Annotated in this window: 15 protein-coding genes and 1 pseudogene; 6 read left to right on the top strand and 10 right to left on the bottom strand. The window is 68.9% G+C overall.

Translation table 11 applies throughout. From position 1 onward, the window contains the following. Window positions 1-348: 348 nt before the first annotated feature. The gene (locus tag EDD27_RS50055; RefSeq protein WP_241564665.1) at window positions 349-1,302 is read right to left on the bottom strand and encodes an NADP-dependent oxidoreductase; all 954 of its coding nucleotides are present in this window, start codon (window positions 1,300-1,302) and stop codon (window positions 349-351) included. 91 nt (window positions 1,303-1,393) lie between these two features. Between EDD27_RS50055 and EDD27_RS50050 the strand changes: the two genes are divergently transcribed. Beyond that, entirely contained in the window at window positions 1,394-1,822 is a 429-nt protein-coding gene (locus tag EDD27_RS50050; protein WP_127939755.1) for a winged helix-turn-helix transcriptional regulator, read from the top strand. On the opposite strand, the pseudogene EDD27_RS50045 reads toward EDD27_RS50050, so the two are convergent. Next, window positions 1,774-2,310: pseudogene (locus tag EDD27_RS50045) on the bottom strand (IS5 family transposase); the annotation flags it as partial. The gene EDD27_RS50050 and the pseudogene EDD27_RS50045 sit on opposite strands and share 49 nt — an antisense overlap. A gap of 87 nt (window positions 2,311-2,397) precedes the next feature. Between EDD27_RS50045 and EDD27_RS50040 the strand changes: the two are divergent. Then, window positions 2,398-2,922, top strand: a complete 525-nt coding sequence (locus EDD27_RS50040) for a DUF234 domain-containing protein (protein ID WP_241564664.1) — start codon at window positions 2,398-2,400, stop codon at window positions 2,920-2,922. 47 nt (window positions 2,923-2,969) lie between these two features. Here EDD27_RS50040 and EDD27_RS50035 read toward each other — a convergent pair whose 3' ends face one another. The 4 genes from EDD27_RS50035 to EDD27_RS50020 all read right to left on the bottom strand — a co-directional run bounded on the left by EDD27_RS50035 (window position 2,970) and on the right by EDD27_RS50020 (window position 5,842). Continuing rightward, window positions 2,970-3,497: a hypothetical protein gene (locus EDD27_RS50035; RefSeq protein WP_127939753.1), complete on the bottom strand. Its 528-nt coding sequence runs from the start codon at window positions 3,495-3,497 to the stop codon at window positions 2,970-2,972. 101 nt (window positions 3,498-3,598) lie between these two features. Then, complete coding sequence (locus EDD27_RS50030) at window positions 3,599-4,087, bottom strand: GyrI-like domain-containing protein (RefSeq protein WP_127939752.1); 489 nt, start codon at window positions 4,085-4,087, stop codon at window positions 3,599-3,601. 31 nt (window positions 4,088-4,118) lie between these two features. Continuing rightward, window positions 4,119-5,066 carry a sigma-70 family RNA polymerase sigma factor gene (locus EDD27_RS50025; protein ID WP_127939751.1) on the bottom strand — a complete coding sequence of 316 codons (948 nt, stop codon included), beginning with the start codon at window positions 5,064-5,066 and terminating at the stop codon, window positions 4,119-4,121. Then, window positions 5,000-5,842 (bottom strand): MerR family transcriptional regulator, encoded by an 843-nt coding sequence (locus tag EDD27_RS50020; RefSeq protein WP_127939750.1) that lies wholly within the window; start codon window positions 5,840-5,842, stop codon window positions 5,000-5,002. Before EDD27_RS50020 ends, EDD27_RS50025 begins: the two co-directional genes overlap by 67 nt. Before the next feature lie 102 nt (window positions 5,843-5,944). On the opposite strand from EDD27_RS50020, the gene EDD27_RS50015 reads away from it, so the two are divergent. The 3 genes from EDD27_RS50015 to EDD27_RS50005 are packed head-to-tail and all read left to right on the top strand — an operon-like array spanning window position 5,945 to window position 8,794. Then, window positions 5,945-6,640 carry a TetR/AcrR family transcriptional regulator gene (locus EDD27_RS50015; RefSeq protein WP_127939749.1) on the top strand — a complete coding sequence of 232 codons (696 nt, stop codon included), beginning with the start codon at window positions 5,945-5,947 and terminating at the stop codon, window positions 6,638-6,640. After that, the gene (locus tag EDD27_RS50010; protein WP_241564663.1) at window positions 6,600-8,066 is read left to right on the top strand and encodes a class I adenylate-forming enzyme family protein; all 1,467 of its coding nucleotides are present in this window, start codon (window positions 6,600-6,602) and stop codon (window positions 8,064-8,066) included. The genes EDD27_RS50015 and EDD27_RS50010 overlap by 41 nt, the downstream gene beginning before the upstream one ends. Next, window positions 8,063-8,794, top strand: a complete 732-nt coding sequence (locus EDD27_RS50005) for an enoyl-CoA hydratase/isomerase family protein (RefSeq protein ID WP_127939748.1) — start codon at window positions 8,063-8,065, stop codon at window positions 8,792-8,794. Before EDD27_RS50010 ends, EDD27_RS50005 begins: the two co-directional genes overlap by 4 nt. On the opposite strand, the gene EDD27_RS50000 is transcribed toward EDD27_RS50005, so the two are convergent. The 4 genes from EDD27_RS50000 to EDD27_RS49985 are packed head-to-tail and all read right to left on the bottom strand — an operon-like array spanning window position 8,784 to window position 11,438. Beyond that, on the bottom strand, window positions 8,784-9,395 hold the full coding sequence (locus EDD27_RS50000) for a PH domain-containing protein (RefSeq protein WP_127939747.1): 612 nt from the start codon (window positions 9,393-9,395) through the stop codon (window positions 8,784-8,786). The genes EDD27_RS50005 and EDD27_RS50000 overlap by 11 nt on opposite strands. Then, on the bottom strand, window positions 9,392-10,465 hold the full coding sequence (locus EDD27_RS49995; protein WP_127939746.1) for an adenosine deaminase: 1,074 nt from the start codon (window positions 10,463-10,465) through the stop codon (window positions 9,392-9,394). The genes EDD27_RS50000 and EDD27_RS49995 overlap by 4 nt, the downstream gene beginning before the upstream one ends. Window positions 10,466-10,489: 24 nt before the next feature. Then, window positions 10,490-10,840, bottom strand: a complete 351-nt coding sequence (locus EDD27_RS49990; RefSeq protein WP_127939745.1) for a cupin domain-containing protein — start codon at window positions 10,838-10,840, stop codon at window positions 10,490-10,492. Window positions 10,841-10,844: 4 nt separating this feature from the next. Next, window positions 10,845-11,438 carry an AMIN-like domain-containing (lipo)protein gene (locus tag EDD27_RS49985; protein ID WP_127939744.1) on the bottom strand — a complete coding sequence of 198 codons (594 nt, stop codon included), beginning with the start codon at window positions 11,436-11,438 and terminating at the stop codon, window positions 10,845-10,847. A gap of 125 nt (window positions 11,439-11,563) precedes the next feature. Here EDD27_RS49985 and EDD27_RS49980 point away from each other — a divergent pair, with 125 nt between their 5' ends. Further along, a complete protein-coding gene (locus EDD27_RS49980) occupies window positions 11,564-13,495 on the top strand; it encodes a hypothetical protein (RefSeq protein ID WP_127939743.1) in 1,932 nt (643 codons plus the stop codon). Window positions 13,496-13,503 lie beyond the last annotated feature (8 nt).

The raw sequence follows: 13,503 nt of genomic DNA, 5'->3' as shown, positions 1-13,503 counted from the left end.
CCTCGGCGTCCCCCTCCACATCACTCGGTAATAGCACGCAGACCCCTTCACTTCGGCTGCGTGACTTCCTACCGGCACAGACCCGCGAGCCCCCCGACGAACAGGGCGTGTCGCACTCCGTGGTCCGGTCAACGGGTCATGCCGGATGCGTAGTCACAGGGAGGGATAAGAAGACCCCAGGCTTGGGAAGGCCTTGCATGTTGGGCTAGAAGTCGAATTCGCCCTTCTTGGCGCCCGCCACGAAAGCCCGAATGACGCCGCCACGTACCACCCACGACTCCAGGTCGGGTCGCTCGGTGTCACGGATGCCGACACGGTCCCCGCTAAGAACTCCTAACAGAATGATCTTTAAAGAGTGAGGACGAGGCGACCGCGGAGGCCGCCTTTGGCGAGGCGCTGGTGGGCGGCGGCGACTTGGTCGATGGGCATGGTCTCGGCTACGCGTAGGGTGAGCGAACCTGCTTCGACCAGGGCGACAAGCCTGGAGAGGAGGGCGCCGTCAGCGCGGATCCAGTGGTTGAAGACCCGGATGCCGCGCAGCGGAATCGGCGCTCCTCCCGCCACCAGCGCGGCGAAGGCTCCCCCCGACCGGACCGCGTCGAGGGCGGGCGCTCCGACCACGGCAGCGTCCAGCGCTGCGTGCACACCGCCCGGAACGAGGGAACGGACCGCCTCGCCCAGCCGCGCCGTGCGTGGCACGAACAGTTCGGCTCCAAGCCCGCGGACGAGCGGTTCATCATCGGCCCCGGCGACCGCGACCACCCGGAGCCCACGCGCGACGGCCAGTTGAATCGCGAAGCCGCCGACGGCACCGGCCGCCCCTGTCACCAGCAGAGTCTGCCCGTGGCTCAGGTCGAGTCCGTCGAGCGCTTGCGCGGCGGTGAGACCGTTCAGGGGCAGCGTGGCGGCTTGTACGGGCGGGACACCCGCAGGCGCGGCTGTGACCGCACCGGCGTCGAGTACGACGTGTTCGGCCTGAGTGCCGAGCGGCACATCCAGCCGGTCGGACAGGCCGATCACCTGGTCCCCGCGAGCGATACCGGTGACCCCTGGGCCCGTCTGCTCGACGGTTCCAGCGACATCCCACCCGATGCCGATCACGTCGCGCGCCGGCAGCAAGCCCGCCTCGGTGAGCGCACCGGACCGAGTGGCCAGATCGACCGGATTGACCGTCGCGGCCTCGACCCTGATCCGGACTTGCCCTTCTGCCGCAACCGGCATCGGCACGTCCGCGATCTGCAGGACCTCAGGCCCGCCGAAAGCACGGACAACAACTGCGCGCATCAGATCTCCCCGTTCCAAAGGTTTCAGGACTTGAGAACAACCATATGGAGAGCTACTCTCTGGCGGGAAGTACGCACCTCAAAGTGCCTATCGTACGGACAGGAGCGCAATGACCACCCGCACCACCGCTCAGCAGCGCGAGCAGGCGCGCACCGCCTACGACGCCTACCTCGCGACCTGCCCAGCGCGTCAACTGCTCGACCGGATCAGCGACAAATGGGTGAGTCTCCTGCTCACCGCGCTCGCCGACGGCCCGCAGCGCTACAGCAGTCTGTCTCGTACCATCGCCGGTGTCAGTCAGAAGATGCTCACCCAGACCCTGCGTACCCTGGAACGCGATGGCCTGGTCTCTCGCTCCGTCACGCCCTCGGTCCCGGTACGGGTCGATTACACCCTCACCCCACTGGGCATCAGCCTGCTGCCCGTGATGCAGGCCATCAAGGACTGGGCCGAGACACATATCGAACAAGTCGCCGCCGCGCGCGACACCTACGACAACCGCTCTACCTCCCCGGATGCCCTTGCGGAGAGGGTCTGAGATCTGTTGAGACGTCGCCAGCAGATGATGGCGGCGGCAAGGGTCATGAAGGCCTCGTGAATGTCGTCGCGAATCTCCCAGCGGATACGCAGACGGCGGAACCAGTGCAGCAGCGCGATCGTCTGCTCGATCACCCACCGGTGTACGCCCAGGCCAGAGCCGTGCTCGGTACCCCGGCGGGCGATGACCGGCTTGACCCCGGTGGACCAGACCAGCCGCCGGTACTTGTCGTGGTCGTAGCCCCTGTCGGCGTACAACACCTTGGGTCGGCGGCGGGGCCGGCCGCGCCGCCCGCGCACTGACGGGATCGACCGGAGCAGCGGCATGACCTGGGTCACGTCGTTGCGGTTGCCACCGGTCAGGGTGAGGGCAAGGGGGATGCCGTTGCCGTCGGCGATGTCGTGGTGCTTGGAGCCGGTCTTGCCGCGGTCGACCGGGCTCGGACCTGTTTTTGGGCCGCCCTTCAGCGCCCGGATGCGGGAACTGTCGGTTCAGGCGCACATACCCATTCGTCGATCTCGAAGGCGTCCGGCAGGTCGATCACACGCGGTCTGCGCACTCTCATGGAGAAGCGAATGATCACAGCGGACGCACCCCTGTCCACCCGATCCTCCAAGCAGCGCCGTTACCGCATCACGTACATGGACCTGAGTTTCTGGCTGACCTGCATAGAACCGGGCATGCCGGAGATCTACCGACGCCGGGGTGACCTGGCCCTGCGCCGCATCGAGCATTCGTGGACGGCATGGCACAGCACAGCTCTGAAGTCCTTCGTGCGTCAGTCGCTGCGCCGCATGGACGATCTGCCCGAGCGGACCCGCGCGATCGGCGGCTACTGGACCAGGACCAACGATCCCGAGATCGATATTGTGGGCGCCGACCGAGAGCCCATAGCGAAGACGATCACGATGGTGGGTTCCGTGAAATGGCTGGAGGACCAGCCGTTCGACCATCACGACCTGAGCGAACTCATCGTCTACCGCTCCAAGATGCCCGGGGCGGACACCTCCACGCCTCTCTACGCGATCTCCCGTAGCGGGTGCGACGTGGAGGGAGTCGTGCACATCACACCTCAGGACCTGCTCGACGCTTGGCGGTGAGCCGGCCTGCCGAGAACCCTGCGTCCGAGCAGATCGGAGCCGGTCGGCTATCGGCCGGTCACAGTCGCCTGAGGGAGCGATTCCTTGCGTGCGGCAGGTGTGCCGACGACGACGGACACGCCGTCCCCCGACAGCTGGGCGGCGGCATGTCCGTCCAGTGCGACCTTGCGCTGCTTGGTCGTGATCTTGACGAACATGCGGGTGGGCGTGCACATCAGGCTCACTTTGCTTTCGGCCATGCTCACCATCACGGGCTCGGTGGGGCCGGCGAAGCCTTCCTCGGTGCTGGTGCTGGTGCCGGACTGGTTCAGTGGAAAGGACATGCTCCACCCATCGTCGGTCTGCTGGGAAAGCCCGCACACGCCCTTGGTGTGAATCCACGCGACCAGGTCGTAGGAGCCCACCCGGATGCGCGCCAGCGCCCGCTCCGCCTCGTCCGGCAACTCCTCCTTGGTCGCCGTGCCTGTCAGCGTCGCAAGCGGCCACTTCGCCGGATCCTTGAGGATTCCGTCGTCGGTCTCGGCCGAGCAGGCGGTCAGAGCGAGTGTGAGGGCGATTGTCAGACTTCTGCGCATGGGCCGATCATGGTACAGCGAACCCCGTCGGCACCATCTCTGCAGATCGCTGGAGCGCGACGCCCGGAACAGTCGCCGGACGTCGCACCCGAGACGGGCCGTCAGGCCAGGCGGAACTGCAGGTCGGTGTGCCACTTGTTCATGTCGGGCTCTTCAGCGGGATTGGTGTTGTAGAGCTCCAGGCGGCAGCCCCAGTGCTCCGTCCCGTCGTCATCGGTCGTCATGTCCCAGGTCAGCCCCTGCTCCGCGGCCCATTTCCGGAACGCGTCGATGGCGTCGACGAGCTGGTCCGGGTGACCGTGGTGGGCGACGGTGGCGTAGCGGCCGGCGGGGAGGGTGGCGGCGAAGATGTCGCCCTCGCCCTCGATCGGCGTGGCCACCGGCACCCCCGCCTGCACCACCAGCCGGTCGGCGGCCATGTTGATGGCGTCGTACCTCAGGAACGGCGCTCCGGCCGGGTACGTGCCGCGCTCGACGAGCCAGCCGACGATCTCGCCGATCCGGTCCGCGACCAGGCCGAACGTGGTCATGGTGATGGTCTTGCGCACCCCGACGTACGGGCGCTCGGGAAGTTCGATGATCTCTGGCATGTTTCTGTGTTCCTCTTTCTGTGTTCCTCCTTCACCTCTCAGTACGGAGTGCGGGCTCGAAACTCATCGGCAGGCCGAAGAACGGGAACAGGCCGGGATCCAGATACGTCGTCTGGCCCATGATCAGGCCGTCGGCGACGTCGAGAACGACCAGGGCGAAGGACTCGCCGTTGACGTACTGGCCGAAGGCCGGGGAGCCGTTGGCCCGGGTCGGAACGAGGCGGGACCCCGCGCACGCTGCGTCGGCTTCGGCGGCGAGCAGGACGGCGCGGATGTGCTCACGCCCGCGCAGCCACCACGTGAACGGCGGCATGGACGAGGTCGCGTCCTCGTGCAGCAGCGAGACCAGCGTCTCCACGTCATAGCGCTCGAACGCCGTCACGTAGCGAGCCAACAGCTCCTCGTCCACTTTCTCGTCGACCGGCTCGGTCGGCGGGAGCTTGGCGCGGGCACGTTGCAGGGCGCTGTTGACGGACGTCACGCTCGTGTCGAGCAGGGTGGCCGTCTCGGCAGCGGACCATTTCAGCACGTCGCGGAGGATGAGCACGGCGCGCTGGCGGGGCGGCAGGTGCTGCAGGGCCGCCACGAACGCCAGCCGGATCGTCTCCCGCGTCACCGACAGGTCCGCCGGGTCGAGGACACGGCTGTCCGGAATAGGGTGGATCCACCGGTCCGGCGGGAGCGGGGCGCCCAGGTCGGCGCCGGGGATGGCATCGGGGACCAGGTCCATGGCGCGGGCGCGGCGCTGCGGGCCGCGCAGCATGTCCAGGCAGATGTTCGTGGCCAGGTGGAACAGCCACGGGCGCAGCGGGCCCCTGCCCGGGTCGTACGTGCGCCACGCCCGCACGAACGCCTCCTGCACCGCGTCCTCAGCCTCGAACCCCGAGCCCAGCATGCGGTAGCAGTAGCCGGTCAGCTCGACCCGGTGCCGTTCGAAGTCGTGTGCTGACTCACCTCGATCTGCAGCTCTGTCACCCATTCATCCTCATTCTCCGGGCAGTGCAGGGAGATCTCCCTGGCCAGCCCGATAGAGCGATAGCCATGCTCCTCGATCCAGTGGGCCAGCGTCTGGAACGTCGGCCCCACCGCCTCCATCGCTCCCTGATGGATGATGGTGGCCGCCAGCTCGATGGCAGGCAGTTCGACGACGTCGAAATCATAGGAACCGGGCGGCGCGGAGACCGGCAGGCAGGTGTGCACCATGACCGAGCCGTCCTCCTCCGGCACGTAATAGGCCAGCCCGGGAGCCACGACCGACACGCCGGCCGCGTCCACCCGGCGGCAGATCTCCTGGAACAGCGGCTTGATCACCGGCCCGATGTCCTCGCCCTCGTAACTGGCCGCCCTGGCGCTGAGCTCGGCGACCAGCACCGGGGGCACCCTCTTCAGAAGAACCTCGGCCGTCCGCATGTGTCCCTCCGTCTCGATCGTGCGGAGCCTCGCCTCGACGCTGCGCAGCCTGGCCAGGTCGGCGCTGATCTGGGCCTCGAGCTGGGCGCGGCGCATCCGTACCATGCCGTGCAGCTCCTCCGTGCTCACCTTCTCGTCGAGGATCGCCCTGACCTGCTCCAGCGTGAAGCCGAGGTCCTTGATCGCGACGATGCGGTTGAGCCTGGACAACTGGGCGGCTTGGTAGGACCGGTAGCCCGTGACCGGGTCCACGTGGGCGGGGCGCAGCAGGCCGATGGCGTCGTAGTGGCGCAGCATGCGTACCGACACGAGCCCCAGTCTGGCGAAGTCTCCAATGCTGAACATGGCCTCTCCAGATCTAGGGCCTGACACGGTGTCAGGGTCAACCTATGGCGATTTCGCCGGAGAGAGGTTACCTTAGGAGCTACCGAACGTTCGGTAGGAGAAATGATGGACCTCAAGGACCGGGACGCGGACGCGAGCCGGCGGATCAGGATGGCGGCGGTGCTGCTGTTCGCCCGGCAGGGCTACGCCGCCACGAGCATTCGCGACCTGGCCAAAGAGGTCAACATGACCAACGCCGGCATCTACCACCACGTGTCGAGCAAGGAAGCCCTGCTGGCCGACCTCATGCGGGTCGCGCAACAAGGACTGATCGACGCCACCGAGCGCATGGTGCGCGACGTCCAGAGCCCCGCCGACCGACTCGCCCTGCTGATCGGCTCGCTCACCGCGAGCCACGCGATCGCCCCCATGACGACCCGGGTCATGGACGCCGAGCTACGCGCCCTGACCCCCGGCTCCGCCGCCCTCGACGAGATCATCGCACTCCGCGACGCCTACGAGGAGCACTGGAAGCACGCCATCGCCGACGGCGTCTCGGCAGGCGTCTTCCGCATCGCCGACCAGAAGCTGACCCGCCTCGCCCTCATGTCCATGTGCACCGGCACCAGCGAGTGGTACCGCCCCGACGGGGACTCCACGCTGGAGCAGGTGTGCGCGGAGTTCGTGGCGATCGGCCTGGCCGCCGTACGCGCTCCCGTCCAGGTCGTCACGGCCCTCGACCTCTCCCTGCTGCCCGACTTCCCTTGGGAGCCGCCGGATGCCAGAGACGATCCCCGACCTGCTGAGGCACGCCGCTAGTCAGTACGGCCGCCGCGAGTTCCTCCGCTTCCCCGACACCTCGCTGACCTTCGAAGACGCCGACGTCCAGTCGGATCGGCTGGCCGGCGCCCTGATCGACAAGGGCGTACGACCCGGCGACCGCGTGGCGATCATGATGGACAACGTGCCCGGCTGGCCACTGAGCTGGCTGGCGATACTCAAGGCAGGCGCGATCGCCGTGCCGGTCAACGTCCGCTACCGGGCCGCCGACCTGGAGCACGTCCTGCGTGACTCGGGCGCCGTCGCCACCCTGACCACAGCCGAGCACGCCCCGCACATCCCGGGCACGGTCCACACCCTCGACTCCCTGTCCGGGTCACCTCCCACCCGGCCCGTTCCCATTAACTCCAAAGATGTCGCGAATTTTCAGTACACGTCGGGAACGACCGGCTTCCCCAAGGCCTGCATGCTCACCCACGACTACTGGCTCAGAACCGCCCAGATCGTGGCCGACCAGGCACGGCTCCGCGACGACGACGTCATGTTGATGGCCCAGGCCTACTCGTACATGGACCCCCAGTGGGCCACCCTCCTCTGCCTCATCGGCGGCATCCCGCTCGTGGTGCTCCCCCGCTTCTCCGCCTCCGGGTTCTGGCCTGCGGCCAGGGAGCACGGCGCGACGCTCACGTACGTGCTCGGCACGATGCCCCTCCTCCTGCACAAGCAGCCGCCCCACCCCCACGACCGCGAGAACCGGATGCGGCTCGTGCTCTGCTCGGGCATCCGCCCCGACCTGCACCGGGAGTTCGAGGAGCGCTGGGGAGCGCCATGGCGCGAGCTGTACGGCTCCACGGAGAGCGGCCCCGACCTGTACGTGGACATCGACGCCGAGGAGACGGTCGGCACCGGCGCGATGGGCCGCCCGCCGGCCGGCAAGGAGGTCGTGATCGACGAGGAGACCGGCGAGATCCTCGTCAGGGGCGTGCCCATGATGAACGGCTACTGGAACCACCCGGAGGCGACCGCCAAGGCGTTCAGGGACGGCTGGTACCACACCGGCGACCTCGGCTTCCGCGACGCCCACGGCTACATCCACCACGCCGGGCGGATCAAGGACATGGTCCGCAGGGGCGGCGAGAACATCTCGTGCGCCGAGGTCGAGAGCGTGCTCACCCAGCATCCCGCGGTGCTGCAGGCGGCTCTCGTGCCCATCCCCGACGAGCTGTGGGGCGAGCTGCCGAAGGCGTTCCTCCAGCTCCACCCCGGCCACGCCCCCGATGCGGACACGGCCATGAGCGTGATCGAGCACGCCAGGAAGCGCCTGGCCCGCTTCAAGATCCCCGCGTACGTGGAGTTCGTCGAGGGTTTCTCGCTGACCCCGTCGGCCCGCATCGAGAAACGCCACCTGGCGAGACCCGACCAGCGCTCCGCCCCCGCCATCGCAGTCGACCAGGAGAAGAAATGATCGAAATAACGCACCACGACGAGGTGGCCCTGATCACGCTGGCCCGCCCCGAGAAGCTCAACGCCCTCACCGCGCAGATGCGCAGGGATCTGGCCGCGGCGGTACGCGAGCATGGGGACGGCAAGAGCGTCAAAGGCATCGTGGTCACCGGGACGGGCCGGGCGTTCTCCGCCGGGGAGGACCTCCGTGAGGCGGCGGGCAAGTCCCTTTTCGACGAGGTGGAGCTCTTCCACGACATGACCAGGGCCGTGCTGGAGACCCGCGTCCCGGTGGTGGCCGCGGTCAACGGCATGGCCGTGGGCGGGGCCGCCGAATGGACGTTGTGCTTCGACTCCCGCATCGGCACCCCGGCGGCCGAGTATTTCTTCCCCGAGAACCACATCGGCCTGTCGATCTCGAACGCCTCCAGTTACCTGCTGCCCCGCCTGACCGGGGCCAGGGCGATGCGGCTGGTGCTCGACTCGGCCCGCCTGAGCGCCGAGGAGGCCAGGGCCGCGGGCCTGCTGGACGAGATCGCCGGGCAGGAGGCGCTGGTGGAGACGGCGATCGCCCGCGTACGCCACTGGTCACGGCCGGGGACCGCCACGGCCGTCCACCTCACGCTGCTGCGCCCGCCGCTGGCCGAGGTGGAGCGGGCCTTCGCGGTCGAGACGGAGGCCGCCAAGCAGGTCGAGGAGACCGGGATCGCCCAGGCCGGCATGCGGCGCTTCGTCGAAGCTAGGGGATGACGATCGCGACGACCACGAGCACGACCGCGGCCGCCAGCACGGCGATCGCGTCGTAGGCCCAGACGACCCGGACCGGCGCCGCCTCCTCGTGGCGGTGCCGGACCGACTCGGCACGCTCGCGGATCTGGTCGCCCACCCAGTCGGCGTGCGTCTTGCCCGCGAACGCCTCCACCGCCGCCTGCTCGCCCTTGCTCAGTGTCGGCTCGGTGCGGAAACGCCCCCGCTGCTGCCCCGGCATGCCGCGCCGCTGCGCCTTGGCCCGCTCCCGTGCGCTGGCCATCGGCGTCCACAATCGCAGCACCTGGTCCTCGCCATAGCGCACGTTGATGGCGTGCGACACGCTCACGTCCTCGATGGACGCCCACGGCACGTATGTCGTGCGCACCGGGTTGCGGCCCACCAGCTCGGACTCCGTGAACACGGTCGCGGGCCGCAGCGCGACGACATAGACCAGCGCCGTCAGCGCGCCGAGCACGGCGAGCGCCACCAGCGACGGCTTGCCGTTGTATTTGCTGATCAGGTCCCAGACGTTGAACGCGACGAACGCCAGCCAGACCCACGCCAACACGAACGCGGCCCTGGACCGATAGGTCTGTTTCACGGCTGCCACTTCAGCCGCGCGAACCCGGGCTTGATCACACCGTTGATCAACGACAGCCGCTCGTCGAACGGGATGAACGCCGACTTCATAGCGTTGACCGTGAACCACTGCAGGTCGTCCCAGCCGTACCCGAACGCCTCGGCCAGCTTGGCGAACTCCAGCGACAGGCTCGTCCGGCTCATCAGCCGGTTGTCGGTGTTGACCGTGACCCGGAAGTAGAGCCGCCGCAGCAGCCCGATCGGGTGCTCGGCGATCGACGCGGCGGCGCCGGTCTGCAGGTTGGACGTGGGGCACATCTCCAGCGGGATGCGCTTGTCGCGAACGTACGCGGCCAGCCGGCCCAACTTGGCCGTGCCGCCATCAGCCACGGTGATGTCGTCGATGATCCGCACGCCGTGCCCCAGCCGGTCGGCGCCGCACCATTGGATGGCCTGCCAGATCGACGGCAGCCCGAACGCCTCGCCGGCGTGGATGGTGAAGTGGGAGTTTTCCCGCTGCAGGTATTCGAACGCGTCGAGATGCCTGGTGGGCGGGTATCCGGCCTCCGCCCCCGCGATGTCGAACCCCACCACGCCCACGTCGCGGTAGCGGACGGCGAGCTCGGCGATCTCCATGGAGCGCGCCTGGTGGCGCATGGCCGTGAGCAGCGTGCCGACGCGGACGCCGCGGCCCTCTGAGCCCTGCTTGAAGCCCTCGAGCACCGCCTCGACCACTTGGTCCAGGGTCAGCCCCGTGGTGGTGTGCTGCTCCGGGGCGAAGCGCACCTCGGCGTAGACCACGCCGTCGGCGGCCAGGTCCTCGGCGCATTCGGCGGCCACGCGCACAAGCGACTCGCGCGTCTGCATGACGCCGACGGTGTGGTCGAACGTCTCCAGGTAACGTTCGAGTGATCCGGAGTCCGACGCCTCCTCGAACCACTGGCGCAGATTGTCGGGATCGTTGGTGGGCAGCCGGTCGTAACCCGTCTCCCGGGCAAGCTCGACGATCGTCTCGGCGCGGAGCCCGCCGTCGAGGTGATCGTGCAGCAAGACCTTGGGAGCCCGGCGGATCTCATCAAACGTGGGGCTCATCCGCCCATGATATGACCCGCGGTCTCAGTCGCGGCCAGCGCTCTCCGGAGAGAAGGCGGGCAGGCACACGGCCACGTATTCCGCCCCTTCGGGACCCACGGTGTAGCGGACCTTCTCCCCCGGTGACGTCACCACGGACTGCCCGGCCGCGACCTCCGTCCGGCCGCCGTCGTGCTCGACGATCACCATGCCGCGCAGGACCACGGTGTATTCGGCGAACGACGGCGTCTGCGCGGGCTCCTCCCAGCCCGGCGGTGCGGTCATGTGGGCGATGGAGATCTCCTCGTCGCCGCTGTTGACCCGGCCGATGTGCTCGTCGATGAGCTTGCCGCCAGGTACGGGGATGCGGGCCGGGCCCTCGATCTTTCTCACCACGAGATCAGTGTGCCACGTCGAGCACGAGCCGGTTGGGCGAGGACGCCTCGCTGAGCTGGAACGCCGCCTGCCTGGCCAGCACCAGGCCGATGCCGACGTGGCCCTCGAAGTCGCCGGTCCGCACGACGTCGGTGAGATTGCGGAGGTCGGCCGGGTAGATCGGGCCGCCCTCCCAGGTGGGCCGTCCGTTCTCGTCGTGCGCGTTCGCGGGGTGGAGCGTGAGCTGCAGGTACGCGCCGCCGCGCGCGTCGATGGGTTTGCCGGAGCCGACCTGCACGAACTCGTCCACCCATCTCACGTTGTATCCAGGGATATCGCCTTCGAGATCGATGACCACGCGATCGTACGTGTCGTGGGAGGCGTACCGCACGGCTGTCACGACAGCGGTCCCGACGCCCTTCCGCTCGACGTCCACTTCCGCCGTGCTGGTCGGAGCGCCCGGCTCCGGAATGACCGCACCTGATCCGGTCGTGAACGGAGTCTCGGGCGCGGCGGACTGCGTGGCCGTACCGCAGGCCGTGAGCAGGGCCAGGCACACGAGCGGGGCGGCGAGGCGGCTGCGCGCCGACCGGCCGCCGGCCGGGGATGACGGTCGCATGCCCGGTAGATGCCCAGCATGCGGGGTCGCAAGCGGCGTTTCGGGCGACCGGCGCGATCTTTCCCCGCCCTTTCGCGGAATGGGATCGACCCTCTACGCTGATCAGCTCACAAGGAGTCACATACGTGAGCAAATCCAATGATTTACCGGCTTTTCTGGCTAGTTATGGACCGTCATTCGCCCGGACCGCGTACCTGCTGACCGGGGACGCGGACCGGGCCCGTGACCTGGCCGTCGGCGCGCTGGTCACGGTCGGCCGCCGCTGGGCCTCGGTCCGCTGGAGCCAGCCGGTGCATGCGGTGTTGCGCGAGTTATATCGGCGCTTCCTTTCGGAAAAGGTCCCGCCGGGATCCGGGTCCTTCGTGCTGGCCTCCCTACCGCCCAACGTGCGGGCCGCGGTGGTCGCCCGCTACCACGACGGCCTTCCGCCACAGCAGGCCGCCACCATCACGGGCCTGTGGACGGCCATCCTCGACCAGGAAGCCCACCAGGCCCTGGCCTACCTGAAAGCCACCCATCCGCAGCTCTTCACCCCCGCCGCCCCACCGCAGCAGGCAGCACCCACGCCACGGCCCGCCGAGCCCGCCCCGGAGACGCCCCTTGGCGGCCACGACGATCCGCCCATGCCGGCAACCGCCTCGGCGGTCCATGAGCCGGAGCACGCCAACCCGCAGGACCGAGCCCATGCGCAGCACGCCGGGCCGCACGACCAGACGCCCGCGCAGCAGCAGGGCCAGGACCAGGCGCAGCGGGACTCGGGGGCGACGTGGACCGCACCATGGGACGTCGCCGGGGCCGGAGCAGACGCCCCTCGACCCGAACACGAGACACCCGGCTCGGGGCCATGGGCGGTGCCGGCGCGGGCGTGGGATGCGGGAGCGGAGGACGACGAGCCGGCCGTGCGGGCCGCACTCATCCGCATCGCCGGAGAAATGCCCCACGTCCACCTCTCGGACACCGTCGTGCGCACCATCGCCAGGCGGCGCAGGATCCGGACGGCCACGTGGACGACGGTCATCGCCGGCTCCGTGGCGGCGTTCGCGGCCCTGACCATCGCGGGCATGACCGCTGTCGCCCGCAACATCGAGCAGGCGATCGACGAATCCGACGGCTACCCCACCAGTTACCAGACCCCGGAGAAGACCCCCGACGCGATCCCCGCGAAGCTGACCGACCCGATCCACTACGCGTACGTCGGCCACTGCGGGAACACCCCCAACGAGCCGGGAGACCCGCAGCCCTGCGGCCAATGGCGCCTGGTGACCGTGTCGGGCGACGAATGGCGCCTGCCCGGCGCCGGAGCCGGCTACGACGAGGACACCGGCGTCGAGTTCCCCCTGGCCGTCAGCCACAACGGCCGCCGCCTGGCCTACCGCGACAACCAGGGCTCGTACGTCGTCCGCGACCTGCCCACGGGCACCGTCAAGCGGATAGACGTCGACGACGAGCCGTCCGGCGCGACGCTCACGTCCTCGCCCAACGGCCGCTACTTCGCCATCGCCTTCGCCGGCGAGGGCACCACCACCAGTGCGCTGCTCGACTTCGACTCCGGCGTGACGCGCTACACCACCGGCAAGGAGGTCGAGGTCCTCGCCGTACGCGACGACGGAGCCCAGGTGATCAGCGAGCGGGAGGACGTGGACGACGTCCCGGGCCACGCCTCCGTCACCACGATCGAGCTGCGCGGCGCGCAGGTCTACGCGGGCGGCTACCGCATCGACCCCGACCTCATCTTGTACGGCGGCGCCCTGTCCCCCGACGGCCGGACGCTGGCCCTGGTGGCCGAGGGATCCCACCTCGTCACCATGGACGTCCGCACGGGGCGCGTCTCCAGTGTCCGCGCGGAGCTGGAGACCTACGAGGTGCTCGCGGTGGAGCGCTGGATCAGCGCGGACGAGGTCCTGGTACGGCACTGGGACGACGACGACTACGTCTACCTGGCGAAGGTCAACGTACGCACGGGCACCACCACCGAGTTCACGGACGAGGCGACCGAGCGGCTCGACTACGACTCACCGCTCGGCGTCGTGCGGGAATCGAGTAGGGGACGGGGTTGACCCGTCCC

The sequence above is a fragment of the Nonomuraea polychroma genome (genome assembly GCF_004011505.1).
Taxonomy (GTDB): Bacteria; Actinomycetota; Actinomycetes; order Streptosporangiales; family Streptosporangiaceae; genus Nonomuraea; species Nonomuraea polychroma.
The sequence above is the reverse complement of the archived record's forward strand: the minus strand, read 5'-3'. Positions and strand labels throughout refer to the sequence as shown.

Coding starts and splice junctions, on each gene's coding strand:
- EDD27_RS50050 (WP_127939755.1), top strand. CDS start 1,394: ATGACCACCCGCACCACCGCTCAGCAGCGCGAGCAGGCGCGCACCGCC.
- EDD27_RS50040 (WP_241564664.1), top strand. CDS start 2,398: ATGATCACAGCGGACGCACCCCTGTCCACCCGATCCTCCAAGCAGCGC.
- EDD27_RS50035 (WP_127939753.1), bottom strand. CDS start 3,497: ATGCGCAGAAGTCTGACAATCGCCCTCACACTCGCTCTGACCGCCTGC.
- EDD27_RS50030 (WP_127939752.1), bottom strand. CDS start 4,087: ATGCCAGAGATCATCGAACTTCCCGAGCGCCCGTACGTCGGGGTGCGC.
- EDD27_RS50025 (WP_127939751.1), bottom strand. CDS start 5,066: ATGGGTGACAGAGCTGCAGATCGAGGTGAGTCAGCACACGACTTCGAA.
- EDD27_RS50020 (WP_127939750.1), bottom strand. CDS start 5,842: ATGTTCAGCATTGGAGACTTCGCCAGACTGGGGCTCGTGTCGGTACGC.
- EDD27_RS50015 (WP_127939749.1), top strand. CDS start 5,945: ATGATGGACCTCAAGGACCGGGACGCGGACGCGAGCCGGCGGATCAGG.
- EDD27_RS50010 (WP_241564663.1), top strand. CDS start 6,600: ATGCCAGAGACGATCCCCGACCTGCTGAGGCACGCCGCTAGTCAGTAC.
- EDD27_RS50005 (WP_127939748.1), top strand. CDS start 8,063: ATGATCGAAATAACGCACCACGACGAGGTGGCCCTGATCACGCTGGCC.
- EDD27_RS49995 (WP_127939746.1), bottom strand. CDS start 10,465: ATGAGCCCCACGTTTGATGAGATCCGCCGGGCTCCCAAGGTCTTGCTG.
- EDD27_RS49985 (WP_127939744.1), bottom strand. CDS start 11,438: ATGCGACCGTCATCCCCGGCCGGCGGCCGGTCGGCGCGCAGCCGCCTC.